At 59.7% G+C, this 16,211-nt stretch carries 16 protein-coding genes; 10 read left to right on the top strand and 6 right to left on the bottom strand.

All coding sequences use genetic code 11. The features are described from left to right. Position 1: 1 nt before the first annotated feature. Positions 2-571, bottom strand: a complete 570-nt coding sequence (locus tag NWP14_RS13610; RefSeq protein WP_095100766.1) for a DedA family protein — start codon at positions 569-571, stop codon at positions 2-4. A 239-nt stretch (positions 572-810) separates the two neighbouring features. On the opposite strand from NWP14_RS13610, the gene NWP14_RS13605 reads away from it, so the two are divergent. Both NWP14_RS13605 and pbpG read left to right on the top strand, forming a co-directional pair. After that, entirely contained in the window at positions 811-1,398 is a 588-nt protein-coding gene (locus NWP14_RS13605) for a Yip1 family protein (protein WP_045855849.1), read from the top strand. A 176-nt stretch (positions 1,399-1,574) separates the two neighbouring features. Next, on the top strand, positions 1,575-2,522 hold the full coding sequence (pbpG, locus tag NWP14_RS13600) for a D-alanyl-D-alanine endopeptidase (protein ID WP_095100767.1): 948 nt from the start codon (positions 1,575-1,577) through the stop codon (positions 2,520-2,522). Between the two features lie 104 nt (positions 2,523-2,626). On the opposite strand, the gene NWP14_RS13595 is transcribed toward pbpG, so the two are convergent. After that, positions 2,627-3,181 (bottom strand): GNAT family N-acetyltransferase, encoded by a 555-nt coding sequence (locus NWP14_RS13595; protein WP_041146457.1) that lies wholly within the window; start codon positions 3,179-3,181, stop codon positions 2,627-2,629. A gap of 153 nt (positions 3,182-3,334) precedes the next feature. Beyond that, positions 3,335-5,071: a D-lactate dehydrogenase gene (gene dld / locus NWP14_RS13590; RefSeq protein WP_375215504.1), complete on the bottom strand. Its 1,737-nt coding sequence runs from the start codon at positions 5,069-5,071 to the stop codon at positions 3,335-3,337. A 293-nt stretch (positions 5,072-5,364) separates the two neighbouring features. Between dld and bglX the strand changes: the two genes are divergently transcribed. From bglX to NWP14_RS13565, 5 genes are all read left to right on the top strand, one after another. Beyond that, entirely contained in the window at positions 5,365-7,662 is a 2,298-nt protein-coding gene (gene bglX / locus NWP14_RS13585) for a beta-glucosidase BglX (protein ID WP_095100773.1), read from the top strand. Positions 7,663-7,802: 140 nt separating this feature from the next. Beyond that, positions 7,803-8,720, top strand: coding sequence for an ABC transporter substrate-binding protein (locus NWP14_RS13580; protein WP_375215503.1), 918 nt, complete (start codon positions 7,803-7,805; stop codon positions 8,718-8,720). Positions 8,721-8,726: 6 nt separating this feature from the next. Further along, positions 8,727-9,884, top strand: a complete 1,158-nt coding sequence (locus NWP14_RS13575) for an ABC transporter permease (protein ID WP_375215502.1) — start codon at positions 8,727-8,729, stop codon at positions 9,882-9,884. Further along, on the top strand, positions 9,877-10,824 hold the full coding sequence (locus tag NWP14_RS13570) for an ABC transporter ATP-binding protein (protein WP_095100777.1): 948 nt from the start codon (positions 9,877-9,879) through the stop codon (positions 10,822-10,824). Before NWP14_RS13575 ends, NWP14_RS13570 begins: the two co-directional genes overlap by 8 nt. Beyond that, positions 10,808-11,545, top strand: coding sequence for an ABC transporter permease (locus tag NWP14_RS13565; RefSeq protein ID WP_375215501.1), 738 nt, complete (start codon positions 10,808-10,810; stop codon positions 11,543-11,545). Before NWP14_RS13570 ends, NWP14_RS13565 begins: the two co-directional genes overlap by 17 nt. Here NWP14_RS13565 and NWP14_RS13560 read toward each other — a convergent pair. After that, positions 11,520-11,633, bottom strand: a complete 114-nt coding sequence (locus NWP14_RS13560; RefSeq protein ID WP_071844955.1) for a protein YohO — start codon at positions 11,631-11,633, stop codon at positions 11,520-11,522. The genes NWP14_RS13565 and NWP14_RS13560 overlap by 26 nt on opposite strands. Before the next feature lie 59 nt (positions 11,634-11,692). Beyond that, positions 11,693-12,424 (bottom strand): MerR family transcriptional regulator, encoded by a 732-nt coding sequence (locus NWP14_RS13555; RefSeq protein ID WP_095100781.1) that lies wholly within the window; start codon positions 12,422-12,424, stop codon positions 11,693-11,695. A gap of 213 nt (positions 12,425-12,637) precedes the next feature. Between NWP14_RS13555 and NWP14_RS13550 the strand changes: the two genes are divergently transcribed. From NWP14_RS13550 to NWP14_RS13540, 3 genes are read left to right on the top strand one after another with little or no spacing between them, the layout of a single operon-like run. After that, entirely contained in the window at positions 12,638-14,326 is a 1,689-nt protein-coding gene (locus NWP14_RS13550; protein WP_095100783.1) for a sensor histidine kinase, read from the top strand. Further along, positions 14,320-15,039 (top strand): two-component system response regulator BtsR, encoded by a 720-nt coding sequence (gene btsR, locus NWP14_RS13545; protein ID WP_095100785.1) that lies wholly within the window; start codon positions 14,320-14,322, stop codon positions 15,037-15,039. The genes NWP14_RS13550 and btsR overlap by 7 nt, the downstream gene beginning before the upstream one ends. Positions 15,040-15,092: 53 nt before the next feature. After that, positions 15,093-15,563 carry a DUF1456 family protein gene (locus NWP14_RS13540; RefSeq protein WP_375215500.1) on the top strand — a complete coding sequence of 157 codons (471 nt, stop codon included), beginning with the start codon at positions 15,093-15,095 and terminating at the stop codon, positions 15,561-15,563. A 50-nt stretch (positions 15,564-15,613) separates the two neighbouring features. Here NWP14_RS13540 and NWP14_RS13535 read toward each other — a convergent pair whose 3' ends face one another. Then, a complete protein-coding gene (locus tag NWP14_RS13535; protein ID WP_331834696.1) occupies positions 15,614-16,075 on the bottom strand; it encodes a YehR family lipoprotein in 462 nt (153 codons plus the stop codon). Positions 16,076-16,211 lie beyond the last annotated feature (136 nt).

Genomic DNA, 16,211 nt, shown 5'->3' with positions numbered 1-16,211 from the left:
CTTACTCTTTCCTTTGCGCCTCGCGGCGCTTTAGCCACCAGTGCGCGGCGATCGCCAGCACAACCGCGAGAATCAGCCAGATCGCATGCTTGAGATGGCCGTCAAGATGATGCAGCCACGGGCCAATGGCTTCTCCCCCCAGATAGCCGAGCGTGGTAAATAGCAGCGCCCAGACAATCGCTCCCAGGATATTGAGCGGCAGAAAGACCTTCGGCGGCAGGCGGCTGGCGCCGATCAGCAGCGGCCCGATGATGCGAAAACCGTACATAAAGCGCGTCCCGATGACGAACAGATAGGGGCGGCGCTGGATCATGCGCTGCGCCTTACGGATCCGCGCCTGCTGGCGGGAAAAGCGTCGCAGCAGCCGGCCGCCAAAGCGCCTGCCCAGCAGATACAGTAGCTGATCGCCGATCATCCCGCCAAGCGCTACGGAGATGACCACTAGCGGAAACTTCAATAAGCCCTGATGCGCCGCCACTCCGCCAAGGAGGGTGATAGTTTCGCCTTCCGCTATGCTGCCGATGACCAGCGCAGCGTAACCATAATGGGAAATCAGGTTATTGATATCCATACAAAAAATTCTCCCTCCGCGCGGCATCCTTCAGCTAACGCTGGCGCGTGGCCTGTGCCAGACCCGGCCGCCAGTCTTAACCATCCTGAATGACGCGACGTATTTATCCTAAAGCCTAAGCATACACCCTGGCGCTTAAAATAAGGTTAAGTGCCTTTTTATCGCTGTACATAAAATAATCTCTCAGGGTGAATTATACTTGTATCACTGCTGTACGAGGCCGTGACAAGGGGGACGCTATGAACCATGTCTGGGGACTTTTCTCTCATCCGAATCAAGAGATGAGCGTTATCAAGAGCGAAAACGAAACGATTTCGCATCACTACACGCACCACGTGCTGATCATGGCGGCGGTTCCGGTTATCTGCGCGTTTATTGGTACCACGCAGCTGGGCTGGAACTTCGGCGATGGCACCGTGATAAAACCGTCGTTGTTCACCGGGCTGGCCTTAGCGGTGCTGTTTTATGCCGTGATGCTGGCCGGGGTGGCGGTGATGGGGCGGGTTATCTGGTGGATGGCGAGAAGCTATCCGCAGCGACCTTCGCTAAAACGCTGCATGGTGTTTGCCGGCTATGTCGCTACGCCGCTGTTTCTAAGCGGGATCGTGGCGCTCTATCCGCTGGTGTGGCTATGCGCGTTTGTCGGCACGGTGGCGCTGTTCTACACCGGCTATCTGCTCTATCTCGGGATCCCAACCTTCCTGAGTATTAATCGTGAAGAGGGGCTAAGCTTTGCCAGCTCCACCCTCGCAATCGGGGTGCTGGTGCTGGAAGTGCTGCTGGCGATAACCGTTATCCTCTGGGGATATGGTTACCGGCTTTTCTAACAACATACATTGCCAGCATAAATGGATTTTTATGCTGGCAATGCAGCATTTGCTCACTATTCTTATTAGCCAGGCGCTGCTGTGGCGCGGTATGATGGCTTTTGCCAGCGTCGTTTTTGATTCAGCGGCGCAGCGTACGTGTATAACGTGCAAAAATACTTTTCAGAATGTTCACCATGCCGAAATTTCGAGTTTCTTTGCTCAGCCTGACTTTGCTACTGGCTGTTCCTTTTGCGCCCCAGGCGATAGCAAAAACCCCCGCGACCGTTCACGCCATGCAGCCGGATATCGCTTCCGGTAGCGCGATGATTGTCGATCTTGCGAGTAAAAAAATTGTCTACCAGAGCCAGCCGGATCTGGTTCGCCCGATGGCCTCCATCACCAAAGTGATGACCGCCATGGTGGTACTTGATGCCCATCTGCCGCTGGACGAGATGCTGAGCGTGGACATCAGCCACACCCCCGAAATGAAGGGCATCTATTCACGCGTGCGCCTGAACAGCCAAATCAGCCGCCGTAACATGCTGCTGCTGGCGCTGATGTCTTCGGAAAACCGCGCCGCCGCGAGCCTCGCTCACCATTACCCCGGCGGCTATGACGCCTTTATTCGCGCGATGAACGCCAAGGCGCAGGCGCTGGGCATGACCCATACCCGCTACGTCGAGCCGACCGGCCTGTCGATCCATAACGTCTCGACCGCGCGCGATCTGACTAAGCTGCTGATTGCGACCGAGCAGTATCCGCTGATTGGTCAGCTGAGCACCACCAAAGAGGATATGGCCACTTTCGCCCAGCCGGCCTACACGCTGCCGTTCCGCAACACCAACCATCTGGTGTATCGCGATAACTGGAATATTCAGCTGACCAAAACCGGCTTTACCAACGCTGCGGGCCACTGCCTGATCATGCGCACGGTGATTAATCAGCGCCCGGTGGCGCTGGTGGTGATGGACGCCTTTGGCAAATATACGCACTTTGCCGACGCCAGCCGTCTGCGGACGTGGATTGAAACCGGGAAGGTGATGCCGGTGCCGGCTTCTGCTCTGAGCTATAAAAAGCAGCGCGAAGCGCAGATGGCGGATGCGATGCTGAAAGGCGGCGCGCAGACCGCGCAGAACGACTAATCGGCCCCCAAACTCGGCCATAATAAGCGGCCAGTTCGGGGAATTTCCCGGACTGGCGCTTTTGCGCGCTCTGCGCAAGCGCCGCTCCCGGTTTTCGCCAGAAGCTACTCCGGGATCGTCAGGTCGCCGTCGCCAAGCCGACGCTGCATAATTAACGTATCCCGCCAGTCGCCCATCTTGTAGCCCACGCTGCGCAGCTGGCCTGCCACGCTAAAGCCAAATTTTTTGTGGATCGCCAGCGAGCCGGCGTTATTGTGCCCGTCGCCGATAATAGCCAGCATTTGCCGCCACGGACCCTGTTCGCACTTCGCGATCAACTGTGACAGCAGGGCGCTGCCGATACCGCGCCCGCCCATGCCCGACTCGACGTAAATCGACTCTTCGAGGGTGTAGCGATAGGCGGGGCGAGGGCGGTAAAAGGTGGCGTAGCAGTAGCCGACAATGCTCCCACGCCACAGCGCCACCAGCCACGGCAGCCCGTTGTCGCGTACGGTTTTAATCCGCTTGCGCATTTCGTCGACGGTGGGGGGAATATCCTCAAAGGAGGCGCGCCCGTTCAGCACGTGCCAGACGTACAGCGCGGCGATGGCGTGAGCATCATCGGGCAGGGCTTCGCGGATTTCTAATTCAGCGCTGTGTAACATATCCGCTTCGGACATGGTGGGGCTCCTTAAGCCAGGTTTACCGGAGACGCGTTTTCTTCGGCATGCAGCGTAATACATAACCCCGGTAGATGAATAGCCCTTCGGCCCACCCGCCCGCTGGCGACGGATAAGCCGAATGGGTTCGGCGGTTGGCCTCTGCTGCTGCGCCTACGAGGCGCTGCCGTCGCTCTCCTGGCGCTCGCCCCAGTATTTTTGCTTGCTGGTTTTGCCGATCCCCGGGTTCATGCTGTTGGTCGGATCGTTCTGGCGGTAGAACTGCTTTAAGCTCTCCGGCGCTTCGTAAAGATGCCCGACGTTGTGCTCGGCGGGATACTGCGCGCCGCGCGCTTTTAGCAGCGCCAGCATTTTCTCCTTCAGCTCGTGGGCATCCACGCCTTTCTTAACGATGTAATCCTGGTGGAAGACGTGGCACATAAAGTGACCGTAGTAGAGCTTATAGACCAGCTGGTCGTCGATGTCGGCCGGCAGATGCTCAAACCACTCGGTGTCGTTGCGGCGCAGCGCGATATCCAGCGCCAGAATATCCTCCACCTCGTCTGCGTGAACGGCCTGGTAGCGAATGGCGGCCCCCGCCGCGGCGAAGCGATGCAGGAACGCCTTACTGCCTTCTTCCGCCGTACAGACAAAGAAATCGCCCTCGGCCTGTTTAAAGTACTCCGTCAGCCACGCCTGGGCTTCCTCGACGCCGTCGCCCGCCATCTTCAGCAGCAGGTGATGCTCATATTTATCGCGCCAGGTTTTCATTCGCTCCGGCAGGTGCGCCGGGAAAACGTGACCGATCTTTTGCATAAAGCGGTCGGTGAAGTGCGGTTTAAACAGCGATACCTTCTCCAGAAGCGCATCGGTGCGGCCCTTCATGGTGAAGAAGAACGGCATTTTGTCGGTGCCGAGCTTGTCGATCATCAGGAAGGTGTCTTTGCCGTAGCGCTCGGCGATATCGTAGATATCGCGGTGCATATATTCCCCCGCCACCGGCAGATTTTTAAATTCAGCAAGAATATGACGACGGATTTCGGTCAGCACTTCAGGCCTGTTGCTGCCGATGTAAAACACCTGCTGGCGCTTTTCCGCCGGGAAGGTGTCCAGACGGGCGGCAAAGACCGCCAGCTTGCCGGCGCAGCCCGAAGACTCAAACAGGCGATCGGGGTCGGCGTTGTAGCGCGCCGGCGTGTCGGCGGTGACGTCGCGTACGCGGGTGACGTAATCATGATCGTGGGCGTGGCGGCCGTCGTGAAGGACGTCTTCATCTTTAATTCGATCGTCGTCGAGGCTGCTGAGGATCTGCTCCGGGGTGCTGCCGAGGTCGATGCCAAGATGGTTAACGAGGCGCAGCTTGCCCTGCTCATCAATCTGCGCAAACAGCGACATCTCGGTATAGGCCGGGCCGCGCTGGACCAGCGAGCCGCCGGAGTTATTGCAGATGCCGCCGATAACCGATGCGCCGATGCAGGAGGAGCCAATCACCGAGTGCGGCTCGCGGCCAAACGGCTTCAGCGCTTTCTCCAGCGAATAGAGCGTGGTGCCCGGGAATGCCAGCACCTGCTCGCCTTTACCCAGCAGATGCAGCTTGTCCAGGCGCAGGGTGCTGATAATCACGATGTCGCGATCGTAATCGTTGCCGTTCGGGGTGGAGCCTTCGGTGAGGCCGGTATTCGCAGCCTGCATTAAAATAATTTTATCGGCTTCCACGCAGGCGCTCAGCACCCGCCAGAGTTCCAGCAGCGTTCCGGGAAAAACCACGGCCAGCGCATCGCCGTGGCCGGAACGAAACCCTTTGCGATAGCGCTGGGTTTTTGCCGGGTCGGTTAACAGGTGCGAGGAGCCAACCAGTCTCGCCAGCTCGGTCAGAAAAGCGTTGTTATGTGGTGTTGCTGCAGATGACATGATCCACTCCTTGTGGTGGGACAAAAAACTCTGCACTAAGAATAGCGCTTTGTATGACAATTTGGTGCATGAATGTTTCGAAAAATCAGAGCAGAAGCCGAGCTTTCTACAGGCGTCTCGCCTATGTTTATGGCAAACTGCGGTTTTTATTATACTTGTCGTCTTACAAGCTGCGCGCGCCGCCAGCCTCGCCCTGTGCGGGCCGGCGCCGGGACGATGAGTCCCCCGGCTCGAAATTGATAGAGTATAGGTTTCGCCAAAATCCTCGCTACTGGAAGAAAAGAGAGATAACCATGAAATGGCTCTGTACTGTAGGCCTCGCCGTTAGCCTGGCGCTGCAACCCGCGCTGGCGGATGAACTGTTCGGCAACCATCCTTTGACTCCGCAGGCGCGGGATGCCTTCGTCAGCGAACTGCTGAAAAAAATGACGGTAGACGAAAAGATCGGCCAGCTGCGGCTGATCAGCGTCGGCCCGGATAACCCGAAAGAGGCGATCCGCGAGATGATCAAAGAGAGCCAGGTCGGGGCGATCTTCAACACCGTGACCCGCTCGGATATCCGCGTGATGCAGGACCAGGTGATGCAGCTCAGCCGGCTGAAAATTCCGCTATTCTTTGCCTACGACGTGCTTCACGGCCAGCGCACCGTCTTCCCGATAAGCCTCGGCCTGGCCTCCTCCTTTAACCTCGACGCGGTGAATACCGTCGGGCGCATTTCGGCCTATGAGGCCGCCGACGATGGCCTCAACATGACCTGGGCGCCGATGGTGGACGTCTCCCGCGATCCGCGCTGGGGACGCGCCTCGGAAGGCTTTGGCGAAGATACCTATTTAACCACCATGATGGGCAAAGCGATGGTTGAGTCGATGCAGGGCAAAAGCCCGGCGGACCGCTACTCGGTGATGACCAGCGTGAAGCACTTCGCCGCCTACGGCGCGGTGGAGGGCGGTAAAGAGTACAACACCGTCGATATGAGCCCGCAGCGCCTGTTCAACGACTATATGCCGCCGTACAAAGCAGGGCTGGATGCCGGCAGCGGCGCGGTAATGGTGGCGCTTAACTCGCTCAACGGTACGCCGGCCACCTCCGATGCGTGGCTGCTAAAAGAGGTGCTGCGCGACGACTGGGGCTTTAAGGGCATTACCGTTTCCGACCACGGCGCGATTAAAGAGCTGATCAAACACGGCGTTGCTTCCGACCCGGAAGACGCGGTGCGCGTGGCGCTGAAGTCCGGCATCAATATGAGCATGAGCGACGAGTACTACAGCAAATACCTGCCGGATCTGGTGAAGTCCGGCAAGGTCACCATGGCGGAGCTGGATGACGCGACGCGCCACGTGCTTAACGTCAAATACGATATGGGGCTGTTTAACGATCCGTACAGCCACCTGGGACCGAAGGAGTCAGACCCGCAGGACACCAACGCCGAAAGCCGCCTGCATCGTAAAGAGGCCCGGGAAGTGGCGCGCGAAAGCCTGGTACTGCTGAAAAACCGTCTTGAGACGCTGCCGCTGAAAAAATCGGGCACCGTTGCGGTTATCGGGCCGCTGGCTGACAGCAAGCGGGACATGATGGGCAGCTGGTCGGCGGCAGGCGTTGCCGATCAGTCGGTTACCGTGCTCACCGGGATTAAAACGGCGCTCGGCGATCGCGGTAAGGTGGTATACGCCCGCGGCGCCAACGTGACTGACGATAAAGGCATCGTTGATTTCCTCAACCTGTATGAGAAAGCGGTGCAGATCGATCCGCGCTCGCCGCAGGCGATGATCGACGAGGCGGTCGCCGCCGCGAAGCAGTCTGACGTGGTCGTCGCGGTTGTCGGCGAAGCGCAGGGGATGGCGCACGAAGCCTCCAGCCGCACCGATATCACGCTGCCCCAGAGCCAGCGCGATTTAATCAGCGCCCTCAAAGCCACCGGTAAACCGCTGGTGCTGGTGCTGATGAACGGCCGCCCGCTGGCGCTGGTCAAAGAGGATCAGCAGGCTGACGCGATTCTGGAGACCTGGTTCGCCGGCACCGAAGGCGGCAACGCCATCGCCGACGTTCTGTTCGGCGACGCGAATCCGTCCGGCAAGCTGCCGATGTCGTTCCCGCGCTCGGTAGGGCAGATCCCGGTCTACTACAGCCACCTCAATACCGGTCGTCCCTACAACGCCGACAAGCCGAATAAGTACACCTCGCGCTACTTTGATGAGGCCAACGGTCCGCTGTACCCGTTTGGCTACGGCCTGAGCTACACCACCTTTAGCGTATCTGACGTCAAAATGTCGGCTCCGACCATGCGGGCGGACGGCAGCGTGACGGCCAGCGTGCAGGTAACCAATACCGGTAAGCGCGAAGGGGCGACGGTGATCCAGCTGTACCTGCAGGACGTTACCGCCTCGATGAGCCGCCCGGTGAAAATGCTGCGCGGCTTCAAGCGCGTGACCCTCAAGCCGGGCGAGACCCAGACCGTCAGCTTCCCGATTGAGGTCGACGCGCTGAAGTTCTGGAACCAGAAAATGAAATACGCCGCCGAGCCGGGTAAATTCAACGTCTTTATCGGCGTAGATTCTGCCCGCGTGAAGCAGGGTGAGTTTGAATTGCTGTAGTTCAGGCGGGCGCGACGCGCTGACGTTGACTCTCTATCAGGCCGGGTAACCGGCCTTTTCTTTTCCTCTCACTGCGCATTTGGGCTACTCTTTTCTCTTAAGCTTCTGTAAATGGAGCGCAAATTAAAGAGGGAAGCGGGATGATGATTGCAAGCAAATGGTCGGGCGCCCTCGCGCTGGCGGCCCTGGTGAGCCTGCCGCTGCAGGCGGCGGAGCCGGTCAAAGTTGGCTCAAAAATTGATACCGAAGGGGCGCTGCTGGGCAATATTATTTTGCAGGTTCTGGAAAGCCACGGCGTGAAGACGGTGAATAAAATTCAGCTCGGCACCACGCCGGTGGTACGCGGCGCCATTACCGCGGGTGAATTAGATATTTACCCCGAGTATACCGGCAACGGGGCCTTCTTCTTTAAGCAGGAGAACGACCCGGCGTGGAAAAACGCGCAGCAGGGTTATGAGAAGGTCAAAACCCTGGACGGCGAGAAGAATAAGCTGATCTGGCTAACGCCTGCGCCGGCCAACAATACCTGGACCATCGCCGTGCGTCAGGATCTGGCGCAAAAAAACCACCTCACTTCGCTGGCCGATTTGAGCAGCTATCTGCAGAAGGGCGGTGAATTCAAGCTGGCGGCTTCCGCCGAGTTTATCGAACGCCCGGATGCGCTCCCGGCCTTTGAAAAGGCCTACGATTTCAAGCTTAATCAAAACCAGCTGCTGTCGCTGGCGGGCGGCGACACGGCGGTGACCATCAAGGCGGCGGCGCAGCAGACCTCCGGCGTCAACGCGGCGATGGCCTATGGTACCGACGGGCCGGTGGCCGCGCTCGGGCTGCAAACGCTGAGCGACCCGAAAGGCGTGCAGCCGATCTATGCCCCGGCGCCGGTGGTGCGCGAAGCGGTGCTGAAGGCCTATCCGCAGATGGCGCAGTGGCTGCAGCCGGTATTCGCCAGCCTTGACGAAAAAACGCTGCAGCAGCTCAACGCCAGCATTGCGGTGGAAGGGCTGGATGCGAAGAAAGTTGCCGCAGACTATCTGCAGCAAAAAGGGCTGTTGAAGTAGGTTTTGGTGGCTATTCGTTGCTATAACCGCGTTTCGCTGCTGCTGGCGCTTTTACTGCTGATGATGGTGGCTCTGCCGTTTGTGAACTATGCGCCGAACCGGCTACTCTCCGGAGAGGCGCGCTGGCTGTGGCAGAGCTGGCCGTGGCTGGCCGCCGCGCAGCTGGGCATGGCGATGGCCGTACTGCTGCTTTGCGCGCTGCCCGGGCGCTCACCGCTGCTGTTAACCTTCCTGATAGCCGATGCGCTGCTGCCGCTGCTGTGGTTCGGGGCCGGGCAGGCGGCGCTACAGCTGGCGCAAAGCGGGTCGTCGCTGGCGCGCACTTCGCCGGGCAGCGGGCTGTGGCTTTCGCTGGCGCTGTGCCTGCTGCTGGCCAGCGATGCGATACGGCGCCTGACCGCCCGGGCGCTGTGGCGCTGGCTGCTCAATGCGCAAATCTGGCTAATTCCCTGCATCCTGCTGGCGACGGGGATGCTTGACTCGCTATCGCTGCTAAAAGAGTACGCCAATCGCCAGGATATCTTTGACGATGCCCTGCGCCAGCATGTGCTCCTGCTGCTCGGTACGCTGCTGCCCGCTCTGCTTATCGGAGTCCCGGTGGGCGTGTGGCTCTGGCGGCAGCCGCGGTGGCAGGAGTCGGTGTTTACCTGTCTCAACGTCATTCAAACGATCCCTTCGGTGGCGCTATTTGGCCTGCTGATCGCGCCGCTTGCCGGCCTGACGCGCCGCTTTCCCGCGCTGGCTGAGGCCGGTATCTCCGGCACCGGAACGGCGCCCGCGCTGATTGCGCTGGTGCTCTACGCTCTGCTGCCGCTGGTGCGCGGGGTGGTCACCGGCCTGCAGCAGGTGCCGCGCGAAGCGTTGGAAAGCGCGGCGGGGATGGGCATGAGCGGCGGCCAGCGCTTCTGGCACGTACAGCTGCCGCTGGCGCTGCCGATACTGCTGCGCAGCCTGCGGGTGGTAAGCGTACAAACCGTCGGCATGGCGGTGGTGGCCGCGCTGATCGGCGCCGGGGGATTCGGCGCTCTGGTGTTCCAGGGCCTGCTCAGCAGCGCCCTGGATCTGGTGCTGCTTGGGGTGATCCCGACGATTGCGCTGGCGGTGGTGGTGGATGCGCTTTTTGCGCTGTGGGGCGCGTTGCTAAAAGGAGAGGCGGGTGATTGAATTTGACGGCGTAAACAAATCTTTTGCCGGGCAGCCGGCGGTGAAAAACCTCAATCTGCACCTGCGCGAGGGGGCGTTCTCGGTGCTGATCGGCACCTCCGGTTCGGGCAAGTCGACGACGCTGAAGATGATCAACCGGCTGGTTGAGCACGACAGCGGCACTATCCGCTTCGCCGGCCAGGATATCCGCGAGCAGCCGGTGCTGGCGCTGCGTCGGCGGATGGGCTACGCCATCCAGTCGATCGGCCTGTTTCCCCACTGGACGGTGGCGCAGAATATCGCCACCGTCCCGCAGCTGCAGAAGTGGCCGCGGCGGAAAGTGGCGGAGCGGGTTGATGAACTGATGGCGCTGCTGGGGCTGGAGGCCACGCTGCGGGCGCGCTATCCGCATCAGCTTTCCGGCGGCCAGCAGCAGCGGGTCGGCGTGGCGCGGGCGCTGGCGGCAAATCCTGAGGTTCTGCTGATGGACGAGCCCTTTGGCGCGCTCGATCCGGTGACCCGCGAGGCGCTCCAGCAGGAGATGATCCGTATTCACCGGCTGCTGGGGCGCACGATTGTGCTGGTCACCCACGATATTGACGAAGCGCTGCGGCTGGCGGATCACCTGGTGCTGATGGACGGCGGCGAAGTCGTGCAGCAGGGGGAACCGCTGCAGATGCTGCTGCAGCCGAAGAATGACTTTGTCGAGACCTTTTTTGGCCGCAGCGAGCTTGGCGTTCGCCTGCTGTCGCTGCGCGGCGTCGCCGACTATCTGCGCCGCGATGAACGTCTCGCCGGAGATACCCTGAACGTGGCGATGACGCTGCGCGAGGCGCTGTCGCTGTTTGTGGCCCACCGTCGCGAGGTGCTGCCGGTGGTGGATGAACGGGGGGCCGCGTGCGGGACGCTGCATTTTGCCGATCTGCTGCGCGAGGAGGTACGGCATGAAGGTTCTGCGTGATCCGCTGCTGTGGCTGCTGGCGCTGTTTATCGCCTTTCTGCTGGCGCTACCCTACAGCGCGCCGCTGTTTAGCGCTCTGTTTCCGGAACTGCCGCGCCCGGTCTATCAGCAGCAGAGCTTTCTTTCGCTGACCCTCGCCCACTGCTGGCTGGTGGCGCTCTCCAGCCTCGCGGCAACCCTTATCGGCGTTGGGGCGGGGATTGCGGTAACGCGCCCCGCGGGCCGCGAATTTCGCCCGCTGGTGGAGACCATTGCCGCAATGGGGCAGACCTTTCCGCCGGTGGCGGTTCTGGCGATTGCCGTTCCGGTTCTGGGGTTTGGCTGGGAACCGGCGCTGATTGCGCTGGCGCTGTACGGCATACTGCCGGTGCTGCAGGGCACGCTGGCGGGCCTGAGCGCGGTGCCCTCGGGGGTTCTTGAGGTTGCGCTGGGAATGGGAATGACCCGCTGGCAGAGGCTGGTAAAAGTCGAGCTGCCGCTGGCGGCGCCGGTGATGCTGGCCGGTATTCGTACTTCGACGATCGTCAATATAGGGACGGCGACGATTGCCTCAACGGTCGGGGCCAATACCCTCGGCACGCCGATTGTTATCGGCCTGAGCGGGTTTAATACCGCCTATGTGCTGCAAGGGGCGCTGCTGGTGGCGCTGGCGGCGATCGTGGTCGATCGTGGGTTTGAGCGGCTGAATCAGCGAATCAGCCGACACCGCCGCGAACGATAAAGGAGTAACCGGCAAGCATAACGCCGCTGATCCCGCCGATAGCCATAAATAAGAACAGGGTAATAACCGCAATTTTTGCTGGCTTCATAATAGGCTCCTGATGTTAACGGGGCGATTATACGGTGAAGCGCAGGTGTTAATGAAACATTAATTGCTATTTAGCCAGATCGCGCGCCCTTGCTGCTGCCACTCCAGCAGCTGTTCCTGCTCGGCGGGAGCGGGCGTTTCGCCGCACCACACCAGCAGGGTGCTCTCGGGGAACAGCTCCGGGCGAATCTGCGTCAGCGAGTGGGCGACGACGTCGACCCGCCAGCCCTGTTCGCTGGCCACCCAGCCCTCCAGCCACAGCCGGGCGATATCGCCGGTGTTCCAGCCCACGACCAGCGCGTGGCTGCCGGGGTGCTTCCAGGCGCTGGCCAGGCTTTGCGCAATGTGGCTGATGAGGACCCCGTCGAGAATGCCGCGCAGCGCGATAAGCGTCGGCTGGGGGCTAAGCAGGCGATGGCGTAAAGGAACAAACAGGTGGTTGACCAGGGTGTGCGCCGGATAGCTGTGGCTGCGCTCTTTAATCCACGACCGCAGACGACGGTAGCTGCCGTCGTGCAGCAGCGTCAGCACGATCTCCTGCTGTTCGCGCCAGCCGCCTTCCTCCTGCGGGTCGCTGTCGGCGAGCAGCGTTTTGACCTTTCCTACCTGAACGCCGGAGTCAATCCAGCGCTTAATTTCGCGGATGCGGTCAATCTCCTGCTCGTTGAACAGGCGGTGGCCGCCGTCGGTACGCTGAGGTTTGAGCAGACCGTAGCGCCGTTGCCAGGCGCGAAGCGTTACCGGGTTAACGTCACAAAGCTGCGCCACTTCACCAATCGTATAAAGCGTCATCTCTTCCCCTCCCGCAGAATTCTCCTCCCTATAACTGTAGAAGCTGTTTGGGGAAGGGGAAATATTTGCTTATTTTTTGTTCTTTTCGCCGAGGGCAAGGCGCTAAGAAGTGTGATCGCGGCCATGAATGTTCATTTTCTTGTAGCGCTTCAAAGAAAGATTTGCCGGGGCGGTGTATGTTACGCGCTTTCAGGTGATGTGTGGTCTGCGGGTATGTACGAGTTCGATCTGGTGTTGCTGCTGCTCCAGCAGATGTGCGTCTTTTTAGTTATCGCGTGGCTGATGAGCAAGACGCGGCTGTTCATTCCCCTGATGCAGGTCACAGTCCGTCTGCCGCACAAGCTGCTGTGCTACGTTACCTTCTCAATTTTCTGCATTATGGGGACCTACTTCGGTCTGCATATTGAAGACTCTATCGCCAATACCCGGGCCATCGGCGCGGTAATGGGCGGCCTGCTCGGCGGGCCGGTGGTCGGTGGCCTCGTGGGGCTGACCGGCGGGCTGCATCGCTACTCCCTTGGCGGAATGACCGCGCTAAGCTGCATGGTTTCGACCATTGTCGAAGGGCTGCTTGGCGGGCTGGTGCACAGCATCCTCGTGAAGCGCGGGCGGCCGGATAAGGTCTTTAGCCCGCTGACCGCCGGAGCGATCACCTTCTTTGCCGAACTGGTGCAGATGATGATTATCCTGCTGATCGCGCGCCCGTTTCAGGACGCCCTCCATCTGGTTCAGAGCATTGCCGCGCCGATGATGGTCACTAACACCGTTGGCGCCGCGCTGTTTATGCGTATCCTGCTCGATAAGCGGGCGATGTTTGAAAAATACACCTCGGCGTTTTCCGCTACCGCGCTGAAGGTCGCGGCCTCGACGGAGGGGATCCTGCGCCAGGGGTTTAACGAAGAGAACAGCATGCGGGTGGCGCAGGTGCTTATCCAGGAGCTGGATATCGGCGCGGTGGCGATTACCGATCGCGACCGGCTGCTGGCCTTCACCGGCATCGGCGACGATCATCATCTTCCCGGCAAGCCTATCTCCTCCCTCTACACCCAAAAGGCGATCGAAAGCGGCGAAGTGGTATACGCCGACGGCAACGAGGTTCCCTACCGCTGCTCCATCCACCCGCACTGCAAGCTCGGCTCAACGCTGGTGATCCCGCTGCGCGGCGAGAACCAGCGGGTGATTGGCACCATTAAACTGTATGAGGCGAAGAACCGTCTGTTCAGCTCAATCAACCGTACGCTGGGCGAGGGGATTGCCCAGCTGCTGTCGGCGCAAATTCTTGCCGGGCAGTATGAACGACAGAAGGCGCTGTTAACCCAGTCGGAAATTAAGCTGCTGCATGCCCAGGTTAACCCACACTTTCTGTTCAACGCCCTGAATACCCTCAAGGCGGTGATTCGCCGCGACAGCGATCAGGCCGGCCAGCTGGTGCAGTATCTGTCGACCTTCTTTCGCAAAAACCTGAAGCGGCCGTCGGAAATTGTCACCCTGGCGGATGAGATTGAGCATGTGAATGCCTATCTGCAGATTGAAAAAGCGCGTTTTCAGGCCAATCTACAGATTCAGATGCTGGTGCCCGACGCGCTGGCGCATCACCAGCTACCGGCGTTTACGCTGCAGCCGATTGTTGAAAACGCCATTAAGCACGGCACCTCGCAGCATCTTGGCGTGGGCGAGATTATCATTCGCGCCAGCCAGGACGCGCGTTGGCTGCAGCTGGATATCGAAGATAACGCCGGGCTGTATCAGGCCAATCCGGACGCCAGCGGACTCGGCATGAGCCTGGTGGACCGGCGGCTGCGGGCGCGATTTGGCGCTGAGTGTGGAATTACCGTGACCTGTGAAGCCGAGCGCTTTACCCGCGTTACGCTGCGACTGCCCGTGGAGGAGAGCGCGTGTTAAAAGTATTAATCGTTGATGATGAGCCGCTGGCGCGTGAAAACCTGCGTATTTTGCTGGAAGCGCAGAGCGATATTGAGGTCGTGGGGGAGTGCGGTAACGCCGTTGAGGCGATTGGCGCGGTGCACAAGCTGCGCCCGGACGTGCTGTTCCTCGATATCCAGATGCCGCGCATCAGCGGGCTGGAGATGGTCGGCATGCTCGACCCCGAGCACCGGCCCTATATCGTGTTCCTTACCGCCTTCGACGAATATGCGGTTAAGGCGTTCGAAGAGCACGCGTTTGACTATCTGCTCAAGCCGATTGAGGCCGCCAGGCTGGATAAAACGCTGGCTCGCCTGCGCCAGGAGCGCAGCCTGCAGGACATTTCGCTACTCGACGGCGCTCAGCAGGCGCTGAAATATATCCCCTGCAGCGGCCATAGCCGGATCTGGCTGCTGCAGATGGAGGACGTGGCGTTTGTCAGCAGCCGGATGAGCGGTATTTACGTCACCGACAGCGAAGGGAAGGAGGGCTTCACCGAGCTGACCCTGCGCACCCTCGAGAGCCGAACGCCGCTGCTGCGCTGCCACCGTCAGTATCTGGTCAATATGGCCCACCTGAAGGAGATTCGTCTGGAGGAGAACGGCCAGGCCGAGCTGCTGATGCGCGCCGGGCATACGGTGCCGGTTAGCCGCCGCTACTTAAAAAGCCTGAAAGAGGCGATTGGTCTGTAAAACGGCAGAATCGTGGTAGACTTAGCGCCAGTATTTTTCATCATGAAGGCATTATGATCAGCAACGATATCCTACGTAGCCTGCGCTACACCTTGAAAACCAATAATAATGGCCTGGTGCGTATTTTTGCGCTCGGCGATTCCGTCGTCAGCGCAGAGCAGCTGGTACCGTGGCTGAAAAAAGAGGACGAGGACGGCTTCCAGCGCTGTCCGGATATCGTCCTGTCGATCTTCCTGAATGGTCTGATTTACGACAAACGCGGTAAAGATGAGTCCGCGCCGCCGCTGGCGGTTGAGCGTCGGGTGAATAACAATGTCGTGCTGAAAAAGCTGCGCGTTGCCTTCTCTCTGAAGACCGACGATATTCTCGCCATTTTGACCCAGCAGCAGTTCCGCGTCTCAATGCCGGAAATTACCGCCATGATGCGCGCGCCGGAGCATAAAAACTTCCGCGAGTGCGGCGACCAGTTCCTGCGCTATTTCCTGCGCGGTCTGACCGAGCGCGTGCACGCCGCCAAACCCTGAGTTTCTGCATCAGGCGGCCCGGCTGGCGCAGCGCTTAGCCGGGCTACGGCCTACTTCACTTCCTGAAAACCCTGCTCTTCGAGTAGTTTTGTCGACACGGACATCGAAACAAACTGCCGCGAGCAGTCGGTGAACATCGATCCCGGTAGCTTGCACAGTTCGCTGATTTTCGCCTCGTTAAAATCGACGCTCAGGTGTTCCTGCGCATAGCTGTCTTTATAGTCGATGGTTTGCTCCACCCCCTTTATGCTGCGATAAACGCTGCTCATCGGTTCAATAATGGCCCGCGCCTGCTCTTCATTGCTGGCGCCGATGGTTTTATAGGGGATGATGTTGTTGGCGTCCTGACGCAGGACTTTGTCGCCCTCATAATAATAGGTAAAGCTGAGTTCGACGCCTTCGGCCGCGCGGTTAAAGGTTTTGCTCTGCTCTTTTTTATTGTCGCAGGCGGTCAGCGCCGTGGTCAGCAGAGCGACGACGGCAAGCGCGGTGAGCTTGTGTGTATATTTCATCCCGGTTCCCTGTGTTGATATTAATACCGTTCCGTTGTCAGAATAGCGTATTGATTATTGTTCTTATTAGCAGGGCGTGCAAATTAAAGAGCCTGCCGGGAGAGGCTTCAGGCAAAAAAAAACGCTGCCGGGGCAG

The organism is Klebsiella sp. C349492, assembly GCF_042055345.1.
Taxonomy (GTDB): domain Bacteria; phylum Pseudomonadota; class Gammaproteobacteria; order Enterobacterales; family Enterobacteriaceae; genus Klebsiella; species Klebsiella scottii.
Note: the sequence above shows the minus strand (reverse complement) of the source record. Positions and strands in the feature narration are given on the sequence as shown.